The organism is Phycicoccus sp. CSK15P-2 (assembly GCF_016888005.1).
GTDB lineage: Bacteria > Actinomycetota > Actinomycetes > Actinomycetales > Dermatophilaceae > Phycicoccus.
In genome coordinates this window covers 13,456-28,722 of the sequence record NZ_JAFDVE010000020.1, presented here as the reverse complement: position 1 = coordinate 28,722, position 15,267 = coordinate 13,456, and the positions used below count along the sequence as shown (strand labels likewise).

The 15,267-nt window shown below is 74.4% G+C and carries 15 protein-coding genes; 3 read left to right on the top strand and 12 right to left on the bottom strand.

Going from position 1 to position 15,267, the window contains the following annotated elements; translation table 11 throughout:
- The 3 genes from JQN72_RS12090 to JQN72_RS12080 are packed head-to-tail and all read left to right on the top strand — an operon-like array spanning position 1 to position 1,624.
- A complete protein-coding gene (locus tag JQN72_RS12090) occupies positions 1 to 567 on the top strand; it encodes a GNAT family N-acetyltransferase (protein WP_204135450.1) in 567 nt (188 codons plus the stop codon).
- Entirely contained in the window at positions 564 to 1,313 is a 750-nt protein-coding gene (locus JQN72_RS12085; RefSeq protein WP_204135449.1) for an AzlC family ABC transporter permease, read from the top strand. Before JQN72_RS12090 ends, JQN72_RS12085 begins: the two co-directional genes overlap by 4 nt.
- Positions 1,310 to 1,624 carry an AzlD domain-containing protein gene (locus JQN72_RS12080; protein ID WP_204135448.1) on the top strand — a complete coding sequence of 105 codons (315 nt, stop codon included), beginning with the start codon at positions 1,310 to 1,312 and terminating at the stop codon, positions 1,622 to 1,624. Before JQN72_RS12085 ends, JQN72_RS12080 begins: the two co-directional genes overlap by 4 nt.
- 106 nt (positions 1,625 to 1,730) lie before the next feature.
- Here JQN72_RS12080 and JQN72_RS12075 read toward each other — a convergent pair whose 3' ends face one another.
- The 12 genes from JQN72_RS12075 to JQN72_RS12020 form a co-directional block, all read right to left on the bottom strand.
- A complete protein-coding gene (locus JQN72_RS12075) occupies positions 1,731 to 2,429 on the bottom strand; it encodes a sirohydrochlorin chelatase (RefSeq protein ID WP_204135447.1) in 699 nt (232 codons plus the stop codon).
- 8 nt (positions 2,430 to 2,437) lie between these two features.
- Complete coding sequence (locus JQN72_RS12070; protein ID WP_204135446.1) at positions 2,438 to 3,550, bottom strand: uroporphyrinogen-III synthase; 1,113 nt, start codon at positions 3,548 to 3,550, stop codon at positions 2,438 to 2,440.
- The gene (gene cobA / locus JQN72_RS12065; RefSeq protein ID WP_204135445.1) at positions 3,543 to 4,778 is read right to left on the bottom strand and encodes a uroporphyrinogen-III C-methyltransferase; all 1,236 of its coding nucleotides are present in this window, start codon (positions 4,776 to 4,778) and stop codon (positions 3,543 to 3,545) included. The genes JQN72_RS12070 and cobA overlap by 8 nt, the downstream gene beginning before the upstream one ends.
- Complete coding sequence (gene nirD, locus JQN72_RS12060) at positions 4,775 to 5,155, bottom strand: nitrite reductase small subunit NirD (RefSeq protein WP_204135444.1); 381 nt, start codon at positions 5,153 to 5,155, stop codon at positions 4,775 to 4,777. The genes cobA and nirD overlap by 4 nt, the downstream gene beginning before the upstream one ends.
- The gene (nirB, locus tag JQN72_RS12055; RefSeq protein ID WP_204135443.1) at positions 5,152 to 7,722 is read right to left on the bottom strand and encodes a nitrite reductase large subunit NirB; all 2,571 of its coding nucleotides are present in this window, start codon (positions 7,720 to 7,722) and stop codon (positions 5,152 to 5,154) included. The genes nirD and nirB overlap by 4 nt, the downstream gene beginning before the upstream one ends.
- A complete protein-coding gene (locus JQN72_RS12050; protein ID WP_204135442.1) occupies positions 7,719 to 9,200 on the bottom strand; it encodes an FAD-dependent oxidoreductase in 1,482 nt (493 codons plus the stop codon). The genes nirB and JQN72_RS12050 overlap by 4 nt, the downstream gene beginning before the upstream one ends.
- Positions 9,197 to 11,368 (bottom strand): molybdopterin oxidoreductase family protein, encoded by a 2,172-nt coding sequence (locus JQN72_RS12045; RefSeq protein ID WP_204135441.1) that lies wholly within the window; start codon positions 11,366 to 11,368, stop codon positions 9,197 to 9,199. Before JQN72_RS12045 ends, JQN72_RS12050 begins: the two co-directional genes overlap by 4 nt.
- A gap of 1 nt (position 11,369) precedes the next feature.
- The gene (locus JQN72_RS12040; protein WP_204135440.1) at positions 11,370 to 12,782 is read right to left on the bottom strand and encodes an MFS transporter; all 1,413 of its coding nucleotides are present in this window, start codon (positions 12,780 to 12,782) and stop codon (positions 11,370 to 11,372) included.
- Positions 12,783 to 13,004: 222 nt separating this feature from the next.
- Positions 13,005 to 13,754, bottom strand: a complete 750-nt coding sequence (gene dapB / locus JQN72_RS12035) for a 4-hydroxy-tetrahydrodipicolinate reductase (RefSeq protein ID WP_204135439.1) — start codon at positions 13,752 to 13,754, stop codon at positions 13,005 to 13,007.
- 26 nt (positions 13,755 to 13,780) lie between these two features.
- Positions 13,781 to 14,203: a hypothetical protein gene (locus JQN72_RS12030; protein ID WP_204135438.1), complete on the bottom strand. Its 423-nt coding sequence runs from the start codon at positions 14,201 to 14,203 to the stop codon at positions 13,781 to 13,783.
- Positions 14,204 to 14,212: 9 nt separating this feature from the next.
- On the bottom strand, positions 14,213 to 14,932 hold the full coding sequence (locus JQN72_RS12025) for a hypothetical protein (RefSeq protein WP_204135437.1): 720 nt from the start codon (positions 14,930 to 14,932) through the stop codon (positions 14,213 to 14,215).
- Between the two features lie 10 nt (positions 14,933 to 14,942).
- On the bottom strand, positions 14,943 to 15,260 hold the full coding sequence (locus JQN72_RS12020) for a hypothetical protein (RefSeq protein ID WP_204135436.1): 318 nt from the start codon (positions 15,258 to 15,260) through the stop codon (positions 14,943 to 14,945).
- Between the last annotated feature and the right edge of the window lie 7 nt (positions 15,261 to 15,267).

The following is a 15,267-nucleotide window of genomic DNA, read 5'->3' as shown; positions in this document are numbered from 1 at the left end:
ATGGCGCACGACCACTCCCCCGGACCCGTCGCCGACGCGAGCGTGCGGGCCGCGCGCCCCAACGACGCACCCGCCGTCGGGCTGGTGCAGGCGACGGTCTTCCGCGACACGTATGCCGGCCGGGTCCCCGACGAGGTCCTGGCCGCCTTCGAGCCCGAGCCCTTCGCGCGGGCCTGGCGGGACGGCCTGACGAACCCACCCGAGGGTGCGTACCGGCTGCTCGTCGCCCGTGCCGGCGAGCAGGTCGTCGGCGCCGTCGCGACCGGTCCCGCCCAGGACCCCGACGCCGAGCCCGCGTGGGCCGAGGTGAGCCTCCTCGTCGTGCACCCGGACGCCCGGCGGCAGGGACACGGATCCCGGCTCCTCAATGCCGCCGTGGACCTCCTCCGGGAGGCCGGCGCCGAGGCCGTCACCGCATGGCTGCCCGCCGACGACGAGGGCACCCGCACGTTCCTCACCGCGTCCGGCTTCGGCCCGGACGGCGCGTTCCGGGACCGGGCGGTGTCCCCGGACGGCGACGCGCTGCGCGAGGTGCGGCTCGTCGCCCGCATCGCGGACGACGGATGACCGCCGCGGTCGAGCACCCGCTGACACCGGACCGCCGTCGCGCGGTCGTCCGTCAGGCCCTGTCCGTCGGAGTCGCCACCGGCGCCTACGGCATCTCTTTCGGGGCGCTCTCGGTCGCCTCGGGTCTCACGGTGCTGCAGACCCAGGTGCTCTCCCTCCTGCTGTTCAGCGGCGGGTCGCAGTTCGCCGTGGTCGGCGTCCTCGGCGCGGGTGGCGGGGGCGCGGCGGCCGTCGCGACCTCGACGCTCCTCGGGGTCCGCAACGGGCTGTACGCGCTGCAGACCTCCCGCTTCCTCGGCGTCCGGGGGGTCCGCAGGCTCGCGGCCGCCCAGCTGACCATCGACGAGTCGACGGCCGTCGGGCTGGGACAGGAGGAGCGGGCGGCACAGCGCCTCGGGTTCTGGGTCACGGGTCTCGCGGTGTTCACCGGATGGAACCTCATGACCCTCGCGGGCGCACTCCTCGGCAACGCCCTCGGCGACCCCCGGGCCTACGGGCTGGACGCCGCGGCGGCCGCGGCCTTCGCCGCCCTGCTGTGGCCGCGGCTGCGCAGCGGGGACGCCGCGGTGACCGCCGTCCTCGCGGTCGTCGTCGCGCTCGTCGCGAGCCCGGTCCTGCCGGCCGGCGTCCCGGTCATCCTCGCCGCCGCGGCCGCGGTCGTCGTCGGGCTGCGGCGCCCCGGCCGCCACGAGAGCGCGCCGACCGCGCACGCCGACGACCGGCCCGGGGCGGACCCGCTGCCATGACGCCCTGGGTCACCGTCCTCCTCGCCTGCGCCGCGGCGTACGCGCTCAAGCTGGCCGGCTACCTCGTCCCCGCCGGCTGGTTCGACGGTCCGCGCCGCTCGAGGATGATCGCCCTGCTGCCCGTGGCGCTGCTGTCCGCCCTCGTCGCGGTGCAGACCGTCGTCGGTGACGGCGGTCTGCTCGTGCTCGACGCCCGGATCGCGGCCTTGGCGGTCGCGTTCCTGCTGCTCGCCCTGCGGGCGAACTTCCTCGTCGTCGTCGCCGGCGCCGCGCTCGTCGCGGGCGTCCTGCGCGCGCTCGGCTGGTCCTGAGCCCCCACCTCTTTTTCGCCTCGTGCCGGAAGGTCCTCTCGCACACCTCGAACTTCGGGGGGTGTGACCCGAGGTTCCGGTACCCGGCCCGCCGCGGCTCGGATGCTCAGCCCGCCGACGCACCGCCGAGCGCAGACCGGTACCGCTCGACCACCAGCGCCACCACCCGCTCGTCGGGGAGGAGCGGCGCGCTCACGGCATCCGCACCGCTGCCCTCGAGCCTGCGCTGGAAGAACCCGGGCGCGAGGAGGTACGACGCGACCACGACCCGCTGCGCGCCGTCGATCCGCGCCGCGGTGACGCCGCACGCGACCGGAGGTCGGGCCCCGGCAGCGTAGGCGACCCGCACCGGCACCCGCAGCCGCTGCTCCAGCCGTCGGCCGGTCTCGCGGGAGTCCTCCTGCGACCGCTCGTCGCTCGAGCCGGCCGGGGCGAGGACGACCTGGTCCGAGGGCCCGACCTCGGGGCCGAGCCGGTCGCGGACGACGTCGACGAGCCGGTCGTCCGGGCCCAACGCCGGGGTCACGACAACGTCCTGCCGGTCGCGGACCGCCGCCGCGAGGTCGACCCGGACGTGGTAGCCGGCTGCGAGGAGCAGTGGGACGACGACCCCTGCGAGCCCCTCCTCGAAGCGCGGCAGGCCCGCGACGACGGTGTCGACCTCCGGGCCGTGGACGTCGACGTAGGCCTCTCGGACCTCGACACCCGGCAGGCGGGCGGCCACGGCTCGCACGGTGTCGGCGACCGTGGCCCGCCCCGTGGGGTCCCGGGTGCCGTGCGCGCACACGACGAGGACGGGCTGCACGCGACGGCTCAGGAGGCGAGCGCGAGCGAGTAGCCGCGCTTGACGACGGTGCGGACGAGGTCCCGGGAGCCGCAGGTGTCCCGCAGCCGGGCGATGGCGGCCTCGAGAGCGTGCGCGTCGCGAGAGCCCCCGGGCAGCAGCGTCAGCAGATGCTCCTTCGGGACGACCGCGCCACGGGCCGCGACGAGCTCGGAGAGGATCGCGTGACCGGCGGGGGTCAGGGTGAGCGCGCTGCCGTCGAGTACCGCGCCCCGGGCGCGGACCGAGAGCGGACCCGCGACCGTCGCGAGGAACGGCTGCGCCGCGTAGTGGCCGACGATCTCGCGGACGACCGCGCCGAGCCGCCACCGCATCGGCACGAGCGGCGACATCCCGTGCGCCGCGAGCGGCCCGGCCGTGACCGGTCCGACGGTCGCGAGCAGCAGGCTCCCCTCGAGGTTGCGCCGCCGGATGCCGATGAGCTCGTCGTCGGTGGCGCACCCGAGCCACGCGCTCGCGCCGGGTGCCGAGGTGAACACCACCGCGTCGAGGGCTCCCTCGGCGGTCCGGGAGACGGACCTGGCGAGGACCTCGGCGTCCGCGGGGCCCCACCGGTAGACGACGAGGCTCAGCACCTCGGCCCCTGCGCCGGCGAACGCCTCGTCGAGGCCGTCCGAGCCGCTGCCGTGGTGCTGCACGGCGATCCGCTTGCCGGCGACACCCTCGGCGAGCAGGAAGTCCTTGATCTCTGCTGCGGTCTCGGAGGTCGCGACCCAGTCGGCGGTCAGGCCGGCGGCCTCGATGGAGCCCCGCGCCTTCGGACCGCGGGCGATCAGCCGGGCGTCCTGCAGGACGTCGAGCAGCTCGTCGGCGAGGCCGGCGGCGTCGGCCGCCTCGACCCATCCGCGGAACCCGATCCCCGTCGTCGCCACGACGAGGTCCGGTGGGTCGGCGATGACCGTGCGGGTGACCTCGACGAGCGACTCGTCGTCGAGGTGCGGTACGACCCGCAGCGCCGGCGCGTGCTCGACGGACGCCCCGCGCCGCTCCAGCGCACCGGCCAGCTCACGGGAGCGGCGGTCGGCGGTGATGGCGATCGTGCAGCCCGCCAGGACCTGGGTTCCGGACCGGTTCTCAGACATCCGCCACCTCCCGCAGCGGGGTGGCGCAGACCGGGTCGTCGAGGAAGCCCTCGGCGGCCACGAGCCCCATGACGACGACCGCCGGGGGGCGGACCCCCGCCCGCGCGAGGACCTCGACGGCGGTGGCGACGGTGGCCCGGGTGACGCGCTCGTGGGTGGTCGACCCCTTCTCGACGACGGCGACGGGGAGGTCGGGAGCGACGCCGGCCGCGAGGGCCGCGGCACAGATCTCGGGCAGCGAGGACACCGCCATGAGGAGGACGACGGTGGCGCCCGCGGCGAGGGCGGCGGTCGTCGCGGGGTCGGCCCCGGCGTGCCCCGACGTGACGAGGACGGACGTGGCCACCCCCCGCTGGGTCACCGGGATGCCGGCGAGCGCCGGCACGGAGAACGCGGACGTGATGCCGGGCACGACCTCGACGGGAACCCCCGCTGCCCGGCAGGCGTGGACCTCCTCGCCGCCGCGGCCGAAGACGTACGGGTCGCCGCCCTTGAACCGCACCACGGTGCGGCCGGTGCGGGCGTGCTCGACGAGGATCCGGTTGATCTCCTCCTGGGGCACGGGGTGGTTGGTCGGCGACTTGCCGACGTCGACGACCTCGACGTCGTCGGGCAGCTGCTCGAGCAGCCAGGTGGCGCCGAGCCGGTCGGTGACGACGACGTCGGCGGTCGCGAGGGCCTCGCGGCCCGCGGTCGTGACCAGCCCCGCGGCACCGGGGCCGCTGCCGACGAGCACGACACGGCCCTGTCGGCGGCGGTGCCGGCGCAGGTCGACGGCGCCGGTCTCGACGAGCCGGCCGAGCGCGGTACGCACCGCGGCGACGCGGCGCGAGTCGGCGGGGCCGTTGCTCACGACCCCGATCCGCAGGTCGCCGTGGGTGCTGGACGCGGCCACCCGCGCCGACCCGGACTCGCCGTCGGACGCGTTGACGCACCAGGTCCGGTGCTCCTCGCACCACGCGGCGACCCGGGCGTTGAGCCCGCGGTCGGAGGTGGCGGCCACGACGAGCCAGGCCTCGGCGAGGTCGTCCACCTCCACGCCGCGCTCGAGGAGCTCGACGTCACCGTGCGAGGCGATGCGGCGTGCCTCGTCCGAGGGCTCGGGGTCGACGAGGACGACGTGCGCTCCGTCCTCGAGGAAGCGCCGGGTGCGGCGCACCCCGACACGGCCGGCCCCCACGACCACGACGCGGCGTCCGGCCAGGTCCAGCCCGACGAGTGTCGTCACTCGCCGTCCACGAGCTCGATGGCCACGCGCCCATCGTTCACGCGGACGGGGTACACCGGCAAATCCTGACCACGACCCGGGCGCGGCTCCATCCCCATCGGGTCCAGACAGCGACCGTCGAGCAGGGAGAACACCTGCTTGTAGACCGGCGACGCCACCGTGGGCACCTCACCGCGGGTGCCGGTGATCCCGCGCGACATCACGGCCGCCCCGGAGAACGGGCAGACGTTGCCGAGGGCGTGCACCGAGCCGTCCGGGAGCCGGAACAGGGCCACCTGCACGTCACCGACGAGTGCCGCGGCCCCGAGGTCCGGCGTGAGCCGGTCGTAGGCGCAGACGTCGACGACGGTCGTCTGCGAGGACGCGACGCTGGTCATGAGCGGACCTCCAGGGTGGCGGGAGCGATGAGGACGGGACCGTGGGCGCGCTCCTCGTCTGTCGCAGGGCGGCGCTGGCCGCGCTCCTCGACGTAGGCGAGCGTCGGGTCGGGCGTGTCGGGAGCGTTGACGAAGGACGAGAACTGGCGCAGCCGCTCGGGGTCACGCAGCACGGCGGCCCACTCGTCCTCGTAGGAGTCGACGTGCCGGGCCATCTGCGCGTCGAGGTCGGCGCCGATGCCGAGGGCGTCGTCGACGACGATCTCTCGGATCCGGTCCAGACCTCCCTCGTGGTCCTCCTGCCACGGTGCGGTGCGCTGCAGCCGGTCGGCGGTGCGGACGTAGTACATGAGGTACCGGTCCACGATCCGCACGGCGCTCTCCGTGTCGACGTCCTCGACGAGCAGCTGGGCGTGCCGCGGGGTGAACCCGCCGTTGCCACCGACGTAGACGTTCCAGCCGTTCTCCGTCGCGATGAGCCCCACGTCCTTGCCGCGCGCCTCGGCGCACTCCCGCGCGCAGCCGGAGACCCCGAGCTTGAGCTTGTGCGGGCTGCGCAGGCCGCGGTAGCGCAGCTCCATCGCGACGGCCATCCCCACCGAGTCCTGCACGCCGTAGCGGCACCAGGAGGACCCGACGCAGGACTTCACGGTGCGCAGCGCCTTGCCGTAGGCGTGGCCCGACTCCAGCCCGCCGTCGACGAGACGCTGCCAGATGGCGGGCAGCTGCTCGAGCCGCGCGCCGAAGAGGTCGATCCGCTGGCCACCGGTGATCTTCGTGTAGAGACCGAACTCCTGGGCGACCTCGCCGATGAGGACCAGCTGTTCGGGGCGGATCTCGCCACCGGGCACCCGCGGGACGACGGAGTACGTACCGTCCTTCTGCATGTTCGCCATGACCCGGTCGTTGGTGTCCTGCAGCGCCGCCCGGTCCTCGGCGAGGACGTGCTCGTTGTAGAGCGTCGCGAGGATGGAGGCCACGGCCGGCTTGCAGATGTCGCAGCCGCGACCGGTGCCGAACCGCTCGACGATCTCGCTCCACCGGCGCAGGCCGCTCACCATGACGGCGTTGAACAGCTCCGCCCGGGCCATCGCGAAGTGCTCGCACATCGCCGACGACACGGTGAGCCCGGCCTTGGCCATCTCGACGGACATGAGCTTCTTCACCAACGGCACGCACGACCCGCACGAGGTACCCGCCCGGGTGCACGCCTTGACGGCCGGCAGGTCGTGGCAGCCGTCCTCGACGACCGAGGCCCGGATCGTGCCGGCCGAGACGCCGTTGCACGAGCAGACCTGGGCCGCGTCGGGCAGCTCGGTCTGCGGCCGGGCGCCGGCGCCTTCGGGCACGAGCCACAGGCCCGGGTCGTCGCCCAGCTCGGCCCCGACCATCGGCCGCAGGGACGCGTACGACGAGGCGTCGCCGACGAGGATGCCGCCGAGCAGGACCCGGGCGTCGTCGGAGAGGACGAGCTTCTTGTACGTCCCGGAGACCGGGTCGGAGTGGACGATCTCGAGGGCACCGGGCGAGGTGGCGAAGGCGTCCCCGAACGAGGCGACATCGACGCCGAGGAGCTTGAGCTTGGTCGAGAGGTCGGCGCCGGGGAAGGTCGCGTCCCCGCCGAGCAGCCGGTCCACGGCGATCTCGGCCATCGTGTAGCCCGGGGCGACGAGGCCGAGGCATCGGCCCTCGATGCACGCGACCTCGCCGACGGCGTAGACCCGCTCGTCCGGGGTGCGGCAGCCTTCGTCGACGAGCACGCCACCGCGCGGGCCGACCGCGAGACCGGCCGGTGCCGCCAGCTCGTCGCGGGGGCGGACGCCGGTGGCGACGACCACGACGTCGACCGGCAGCGGGTCGTCGTCCCCGGTGAGCCGCAGCCCGCCCACCGTGCCGTCGTCGGCGGGCTCGACGGCCTCGCTCGCGGCTCCCGTGCGGACATCGACGCCGAGGCCCTCGATGATCCGTCGCAGCGCCTGGCCGCCGCCCTCGTCGACCTGCAGTGCCATGAGCCGCGGGGCGAACTCGACGACGGTCGTCGCGACGTCGAGGCTGGTCAACGCTCCGGCGGCCTCGAGGCCGAGGAGCCCGCCGCCGACGACCGCACCGCGGACGGGGCGGTCGAGCGAGGCCGCCCGCTCCTGCACCCACTCGCGCAGGGCGACGACGTCCTCGACGGTCCGGTAGACGAACACGCCGGGCAGGTCGGCGCCGGGGAGCGGTGGGACCCAGGCGTACGACCCGGTGGCCAGGACGAGGTGGTCGTAGCCGACGGCGTCACCCGATGCCGTCGTCACGGTGCGGGCGTCCCGGTCGAGCCCGGTGGCCGGGTCACCCAGCCGCAGGGCGACCAGGGGGTCCTCCCACAGCGCGGGGTCACCGAGAGCCAGGTCCTCCGGTGCGGTCCCGGAGAAGAAGGCGGACAACCCGACCCGGTCGTAGGGCGCGCGGGGCTCCTCCGCGAGGACCGTGACGGCGTAGGCGCCCTCGGTGTCCCGGGCCCGGAGGGCCTCGACGAACCGGTGGGCGACCATCCCCCCACCGACGACGACGACGTGCTCGGTCATGACTCGCTCCTCACGAGGTCGGGGTCGTGCTCGATGTCCTGCTGGTGGCCGTCCGCCGCGTGTGCGACGAGGGCCTCGACGGTGGTGCGGCAGTCGCCGCACCCGGTGCTCGCGCGGGTCCGCGCGGAGACGTCGGCGGCCGTCCGGCAGCCGTCCGCGAGCGCGGCCCGGATGGTCCCGGCCGTGACGCTGTTGCACGTGCAGACCCGGTCGCCGTCCTCGAGGTCGGCGGGGGCCCGGGAGACGACACCGGGGCCACCGCCGGACAGTGCGCGGACCATGAGCAGCGCGGGGTCCTCGGGGACCGGCATCGACCGGGTGTAGAGCGCGGAGAGGGTCGCGCCCACCTCGGCGTCCCCGAGGCACGTCGCACCGACGAGCATCCCTCCGGACACGACGACCTCGACGAACCGGCCGCGCTCGGGGTCCTTGAGGGACAGCACGCGGTGGCGTGGGTCGTCCCGGTCGAAGTCGCCGGAGAGCCCCATGCTCACCATCGACATCCCGGAGGCCTTGACGCGCACGACGTCGGTGGTGGAGGCAGCGGGGTCGACCGCGTCGGCCCGGGCGAGACGCAAGACGACCCGGCGGGCCTGCTCCCACCCCTGGGCCACGAGGCCGGTCGCCCCACCCGGCGGCTGCGCACAGTCGCCGACGGCGAACACCGCGGGGTCGTCGGGTGAGCGGAGGTCGTCCTCGACGACGACGCCGCGGTCGCAGGTGAGCCCGGCGCGGCGGGCGAGCATCGTGTCCGGGACGGTGCCGGTGCACATGACGAAGAGGTCCGCCGCGGCCTCGAGCCCGTCTCCGAACCGGACGCCGTCCAGCCGGCCTCGCCGGGTCGTCACACCGACGACCGAGGAACCCACGTGCGTGGTGATGCCCATCCGCTCCAGGCTCGCGACGGCGACCTGCGAGGCCTCCCACCCCAGCTGGCGCTCCATGAGGCGCTCCCCGAGGTGGACGACGCGGACCGCCAGGCCGCGTGCCGCGAGCCCGGTGGCGACCTCGATACCGAGGACCCCGGCGCCGAGGACGACCGCCCGCCGCGCCGAGCGCGTCGCCTCCACGATGCCGGTGGCGTCCGCCATGTCCTTGAGGACGAACACGCCGGGGACGAGGCCGGTGTCGAGGGCGACACCCTGGATGGCCGGCACCCGGGCCGCGGAGCCCGTGGCGAGGACCAGGGCGTCGTAGGGATGGGTCTCCCCCGCGTCGTCGTGCACGACGCGGGCCGTGCGGTCGACGTCCACGGCCCCGACACCGGTCAGCACCCGCAGCCGCGGGTGCGCCGGGCCGGCGACGGAGAGCAGGGAAGGGTCCTTGGAGCCCGCCACGACACTCGACAGCAGCACTCGGTTGTAGGCGGGCACCGGCTCCTTGCCGAGCACGGTGACCTCGGCGGTGGGGTCGGCGGTGACGAGCTCCTCGGCCACGCGGGAGCCGACCATGCCGTGGCCGACGACGACGACCCTCATGCGTGGACCTCCTCGAGCACCGGGCGCGCGTTCCGCGCCGCGACCCGCTCGACGGACACCGCGCACACCTTGAACTCCGGCATCCCCGAGACCGGGTCGGTCGCGTCCGAGGTCAGGAGGTTCGCGCTGAGCGCGCCGGCCCAGTGGAACGGGACGAAGACGGTGTCCGGCCGGATGGCGGAGGTCACCCGGGCCCGGAGCTCCAGCGCGCCGCGGGCCGACACGACCCGGACGAGGTCGCCCTCCGCCACCCCGAGGGTGTCGGCGAGGAGCGGGCTCAGCTCGGCGAACGGCTCGGGCGCGGCGTCGACGAGCTCGGCCACCCGACGGGTCTGCGCACCGGACTGGTAGTGGTGAAGGACGCGCCCGGTCGTGAGGAACAGCGGCCGGTCGCCGGTGACGTCGTCCGCGGGGTCCCGGTGGTCCACCGCGACGAGCCGCGCCCGGCCGTCCGCGGTCGCGAAGCCGTGCTCGAACATCCGTGGCGTGCCCGCCGGACGGTCCGCCGGGCACGGCCAGTACAGGGCCTCCCCCGCGTCGAGCCGGTCGTAGGTGATGCCGGAGTAGTCGGCCTTGCCACCCGCGGAGGCCCGGGCCAGCTCGTCGAAGACCTCGCGGGCGTCGGCGGACAGGTCGTGGCCGAACCGGCGGGCGAGCTCGCTCAGCACCCACAGCTCGTCGCGGGCGTCGCCGGGCGGGTCGGTGGCACGCCGGCGGCGGACGACGCGACCTTCGAGGTTCGTCATCGTCCCCTCCTCCTCCGCCCACTGGGCGACGGGGAGGACGACGTCGGCCATCCGGGCGGTCTCGGACGGGACGACGTCGCTGACGACGAGCAGGTCGAGGCGACCGAGGGCCTCGCGGACCCGGCCGACGTTCGGTGCGGACACGACGACGTTCGCGCCGTGGACGAGCAGCGCGCGCGGTCCGCCCTCCGTGCCGAGCCGGGCGAGCAGCTCGACGGCGGGGACCCCCGGGCCGGGCAGCGACCCGGGGTCGACGCCCCACACCCCGGCGACGTGCTCGCGCGCCGCGGGGTCGGCGATGAGCCGGTAGCCCGGGAGCTGGTCGGACTTCAGGCCGTGCTCCCGGCCCCCCTGGCCGTTGCCCTGTCCGGTGAGGGGCCCGTACCCGGAGCCGCGCCGGCCGGGCAGCCCGAGGGCGAGGGCCAGGGTGATCGCGGCCGACACCGTGTCGGTGCCGTGCGCGCTCTGCTCCATCCCGCGCCCGGTGAGGACGAAGGCACCGCCCCCGCCGTGCACGGGTGCCGCGGCCGCGAGACGGCGGGCCGTGCGGCGCAGGGTGTCGGCCGGCACCCCGCACACCGCCTCGGCGCGCTCGGGCCACCAGCGGCTCACGGTGGCGAGGACGTCCTCCCATCCCGTCGTGCGCTCGGCGAGGTAGTCGGCATCGACCAGGGCCTCGTCGACGAGCACGTGGGTCAGCGCGAGGAGGACGACGAGGTCGCTGCCCGGGACGGGGGCCAGGTGCGTGCCCGCGCCGTGCTCGGTGAGGCGGGCGGTGGCCGAGCGGCGCGGGTCGACGACCACGAGGCCGCCGTGGGACCGCGCGCCCGCGAGGTGCTGCACGAGCGGCGGCATCGTCTCCGCGGGGTTGGACCCCACGAGGAGGACGGCCTCGGCGCCGCCGAGGTCGGTGACGGGGAAGGCCAGCCCGCGGTCGACACCGAGCGTCCGGTTCGCCGCGGCCGCGGCGGACGACATGCAGAACCGGCCGTTGTAGTCGATGTACGGCGTACGCAGGACGACCCGGGCGAGCTTGCCGAGGGTGTAGGCCTTCTCGTTGGTCAGTCCGCCGCCGCCGAAGACCGCGACCGCTTCCGGGCCGTGCTCGTCGCGGATCCCCTCGAGACGCGCGTGGACGAGGTCGAGCGCCTCGTCCCACGTCGCCGGGACGAGCTCGCCGTCCCGGCGGACGAGCGGGGTCGTGAGCCGGTCCGGTGCGGTGAGGACCTCGGCCGCGCTCCACCCCTTCTGGCACATCCCGCCGCGGTTGGTCGGGAAGTCACGCGCCTGCACCTCGACGGGCACTGGCCCCTCGGCGCGGACCAGCTGCTGCGCGCACTGCAGGGCGCAGTAGGGGCAGTGGGTGGCGGTGGGGCCGCCGTCGCGCGGCCCCACCGTCGCCCGGTCGGGGGAGAGGGTCACGTCAGACCTTCGCCATGAGCGAGCCCTTGCGGACGTACACGACCCCGGTGACGACGGCCATGACGAGGAAGAGCACGACGTAGGCCTGGAGGGCCGGGACGATCGAGCCGTAGCTCTCCTTCGCGAACTTGTAGACGAAGGGGATGACGAACCCGCCGAAGGCGCCGACCGCCGAGATGATGCCGACCGCGCCGGCCGCGCGACGCTTGAACTCGACCCGGCTCGTCTCGGAGCCGTCGCCGTCACGCCCCGCGATCCGGGTGAAGATCGCCGGGATCATCCGGTAGGTCGAGCCGTTGCCGACACCGGTGGCGACGAAGAGCACCATGAAGCTGACGAAGAACAGCGGCAGGTTCTCGTTCTGCACGCCGATGACGGCGGTCCACCCGGCGGCGGCCATCGCCACGAAGGTCCACACGGTGACCACCGCGCCACCGACCCGGTCGGCCAGCTTGCCGCCGAGCGGGCGGGACAGCGAGCCGACGAGCGCGCCGAGGAAGCCGTACGTGAGCGCGATGTCCCCTCGTTCGAAGACCACCTTCAGCAGCGTGGGGAACGCCGCGGAGTAGCCGATGAACGAGCCGAAGGTCCCGATGTAGAGGAAGGCCATGACCCAGGTGTGCAGGTGCTTGGTCGCGTTGGCGGTCGGGGTGGGGTCCGCCTTGGCCTCGCGCAGGTTGTCCATGAAGAGCCAGGCGAGGACTGCCGCGGCGATCGAGAGCGGCACGTAGACCAGACCCGCGTTCGACAGCCCCGCGGCGAGGCCGCCGAGCCCGATGGCCAGAGGGACGATCTTCTGCGCCACCGCGACACCGATGTTGCCACCGGCCGCGTTGAGCCCGAGCGCCCAGCCCTTCTCCTTCTCCGGGTAGAAGAACGAGATGTTGGCCATCGAGGAGGCGAAGTTGCCGCCGCCGAAGCCGGCCGTCGCCGCGACGGCCAGGAGGACCCAGAACGGCATCTCGGGGTGCTGCACGACCCAGGCGAGGCCGAGCGTCGGCACGAGCAGGAGCAGCGCCGAGATCGTCGTCCAGTTGCGGCCGCCGAAGAGCGGCACCGCGAACGTGTAGGGGATGCGGAGGAACGCGCCGACCCCCGAGGCGACGGCGAGGACGGTCAGCGCCTCCCCGGCGGTCAGGGCCCACCCGGCCGCGCCGGGCGTGACGAGCGAGCCGTCGGCCGCGTAGGTGCCGGTCATCTTGACGACGACGATCGACCACAGCAGCCAGACGGAGAAGCCGATGTGCTCGGCGACGATGGACCAGGTGAGGTTGCGCCGGGCGATGGCCTTGCCCTTCGCCGCCCAGAAGCCGGCGTCCTCGGGGTCCCACTTCTCGATCCAACGGCCGGGGCCGATGTGCCCCGGCTCGACGTCGACCGTGCTGGTCGACCTGGGGGTGACGGTGGCGCTCATGTGCTGCCCTTTCCCGGAGTTCCAGTGCCTCGGGAACACCGACCTCCGGCGTCCCGCGTCGTTGTCGGACGTCGAGAACGCTAGGAACGGGGTGTTTCAGTGGGCCGCGGCCCGTGTGAACCGTCCGAAACATCCACCTCATGTCGGCGGGCACGAAGGGTGTGAGGGTTCGGTAACACGCCCGTCACATGGATGCGTCGGCCCAGGTGAGGGGTACGGCGGTCAGCCGTCGAGGCCGAGGTAGTGCTCGAGGCCGACGGTGAGACCCGGGTGGGCGGAGACCTGCCGGACGGCGGCCAGGACGCCCGACATGAACGAGACGCGGTCGAAGGAGTCGTGCCGGACGGTGAGCATCTCGCCGGGGTTGCCGAGCAGGACCTCCTGGTGGGCCACGAGCCCGCGCAACCGGACCGAGTGCACCGGGACTCCGTGGACGAGGGCGCCACGCGCGCCGTCCGGGTCGTGCCGGGTGGCGTCGGGGACGGGGTCGCAGCCGGCCTGCTCGCGCGCCACGCCGATGACGGCGGCCGTGCGGGCGGCGGTGCCGGACGGCGCGTCGACCTTGTCGGGATGGTGCAGCTCGACGACCTCGACCGACTCGAAGAAGGGGGCGGCCCGGCGGGTGAGCTCCATCATGAGGACCGCGCCGACGGCGAAGTTCGGGGCGACGAGCACGCCGACCTCGGGGTGGCTGGCGAGGTGGTCGCGCAACGTGGCGAGGCGCGCCTCGCTCCATCCGGTCGCGCCGACGACGACGTGCACGCCGCGCTCGACACAGTGCGCGACGACGCCGGGCGAGGAGTCCGGCACGGTGAAGTCGACGGCCACCTCGGCCCCGCCCAGGTCGCCCAGGTCGTCACCCGACCCGACCCGCGCGACGAGCTCGAGGTCGCCGGCCGCCTCGACGGCGGCGCAGGTGGTGGACCCCATCCGCCCGGATGCGCCGACGACCGCGACCTTCGTGCCACTCATGGCCGCCACTCTAGTGAGCGGCACGCTCAGGAGGGATGGGGCCCTTTCGCGGTGACCCACCCCATGACGAGCGGGGGCAGGACGAGGACGACGAAGGCGAGGGCCGCCAGGGTGTAGACCACCTCGCGGGTGACGGCGAGCACGACGAGCACCCCCACCGCCCACGCCATGAGGACCGCCACGGCCAGCAGCCCCATCCCGGCGACGGCCGCACCGTCCCGGGGGTCACCGGCGAGGCGGCGGTTGGCCCGCTGCACGACCAGCGCGGCCAAGGCGCCGATGACGGCGAGCGCGGCACCCACCCACAGCAGGGCCGCGGCGTCTCCCGGCGCGGTGAGCGCGAAGGCCGCGCACGCCATTGCGAGGAGCAGGCACAGGGCGAGCGCCGCGAGGGCACCGCGGGCCCGGATCGTCGCCGCGTCCCGGGCGGTGCGCTCGTCCATCGTCACGGCGGCAGCCTACGAGCCGAACGCCGGCCAGGAGCCGCCAGGGAACTTCGCGAGCTTCGTACGCGCACCCGCGAGGTCGCTCTTGGCGAGCAGGCACAGGGTCGTGAGGGCACCCGTGCCGATGATCAGCCCGCCGACGAACGAGGCCCAGCCCGCGTAGACCGTCGGGGGCACCGCCGGGAGCCCGAACACCGAGATGGCCTCACCCGTGGCCGTGACGAGGCAGATGACGAGGATGCCGATGCCGACGATGATGCCGAGCCACCAGGTGATGATCCCGGCACCCACCTTGGTCAGGCTGGCCGCGATGGTCTCCGCGAACTGCTCGGAGACCGCACCGAGGGCCCGCTCCTGCTCGCCCAGGCGGTCGTTGTAGCGCGTCGCGGCGGTGCCCTTCCAGGTCGTGTCGACGTCGAGCTGGCCCTTGGTCGCCAGGCCCGCCCGCTCCGAGGTCGGCTGCCCGACCCCCGAGCGCCAGTCGCCGGCGGCCCCGAAGCATAGCCAGGGTGCACCGAACACGTTCCAGTGCTCGGACATCCAGTCCACGGCCTTCTGCCAGGCCGGCACGACGGTGTTGTTCCAGAAGGCGGCCGCCTTCTCGGCCACCCAGCCGGAGAAGCGGGCGATCTTCTGCAGGGTGTTGTTGAAGGCTTCGAGCAGGGCGGTGGCCTTGCGCTCGACCTCCTCCCACTTGGCGTGCAGCTTCTCGAGGATCTCTTCGGGTGTCATCTCGGTGTCCTCACTCGACGGGCGACCACTGGTCGCCGATGCGCTGGGCGGCCGACTGCTCGTCGGCCTCGTACTGCTTCCGCACGTCCCGCAGGGTCGTCGCCATGTCGGACGACGCGGCGGACCCCTCGTCGAGCAGCCCGGCCACGAAGGACTGGATGTCGGCGTAGGTGCTCGTGAACCCGGTGGCGTCACCGACGAACGAGACCGCGTTCGTCGAGAGCACGATCCCCCGTGCGGCGCCCGCCGCCGTGGACAGGGTGTCCCCGGTGGCGTCCCAGATCTTGGCGTCGTGCTCCAGGGCTTCCTTCTGGACCTCGAACGACACGGTGCCC

Coding starts and splice junctions, on each gene's coding strand:
- JQN72_RS12090 (WP_204135450.1), top strand. CDS start 1: ATGGCGCACGACCACTCCCCCGGACCCGTCGCCGACGCGAGCGTGCGG.
- JQN72_RS12085 (WP_204135449.1), top strand. CDS start 564: ATGACCGCCGCGGTCGAGCACCCGCTGACACCGGACCGCCGTCGCGCG.
- JQN72_RS12080 (WP_204135448.1), top strand. CDS start 1,310: ATGACGCCCTGGGTCACCGTCCTCCTCGCCTGCGCCGCGGCGTACGCG.
- JQN72_RS12070 (WP_204135446.1), bottom strand. CDS start 3,550: ATGTCTGAGAACCGGTCCGGAACCCAGGTCCTGGCGGGCTGCACGATC.
- nirD (WP_204135444.1), bottom strand. CDS start 5,155: ATGACCAGCGTCGCGTCCTCGCAGACGACCGTCGTCGACGTCTGCGCC.
- nirB (WP_204135443.1), bottom strand. CDS start 7,722: ATGACCGAGCACGTCGTCGTCGTCGGTGGGGGGATGGTCGCCCACCGG.
- JQN72_RS12050 (WP_204135442.1), bottom strand. CDS start 9,200: ATGAGGGTCGTCGTCGTCGGCCACGGCATGGTCGGCTCCCGCGTGGCC.
- JQN72_RS12040 (WP_204135440.1), bottom strand. CDS start 12,782: ATGAGCGCCACCGTCACCCCCAGGTCGACCAGCACGGTCGACGTCGAG.
- dapB (WP_204135439.1), bottom strand. CDS start 13,754: ATGAGTGGCACGAAGGTCGCGGTCGTCGGCGCATCCGGGCGGATGGGG.
- JQN72_RS12025 (WP_204135437.1), bottom strand. CDS start 14,932: ATGACACCCGAAGAGATCCTCGAGAAGCTGCACGCCAAGTGGGAGGAG.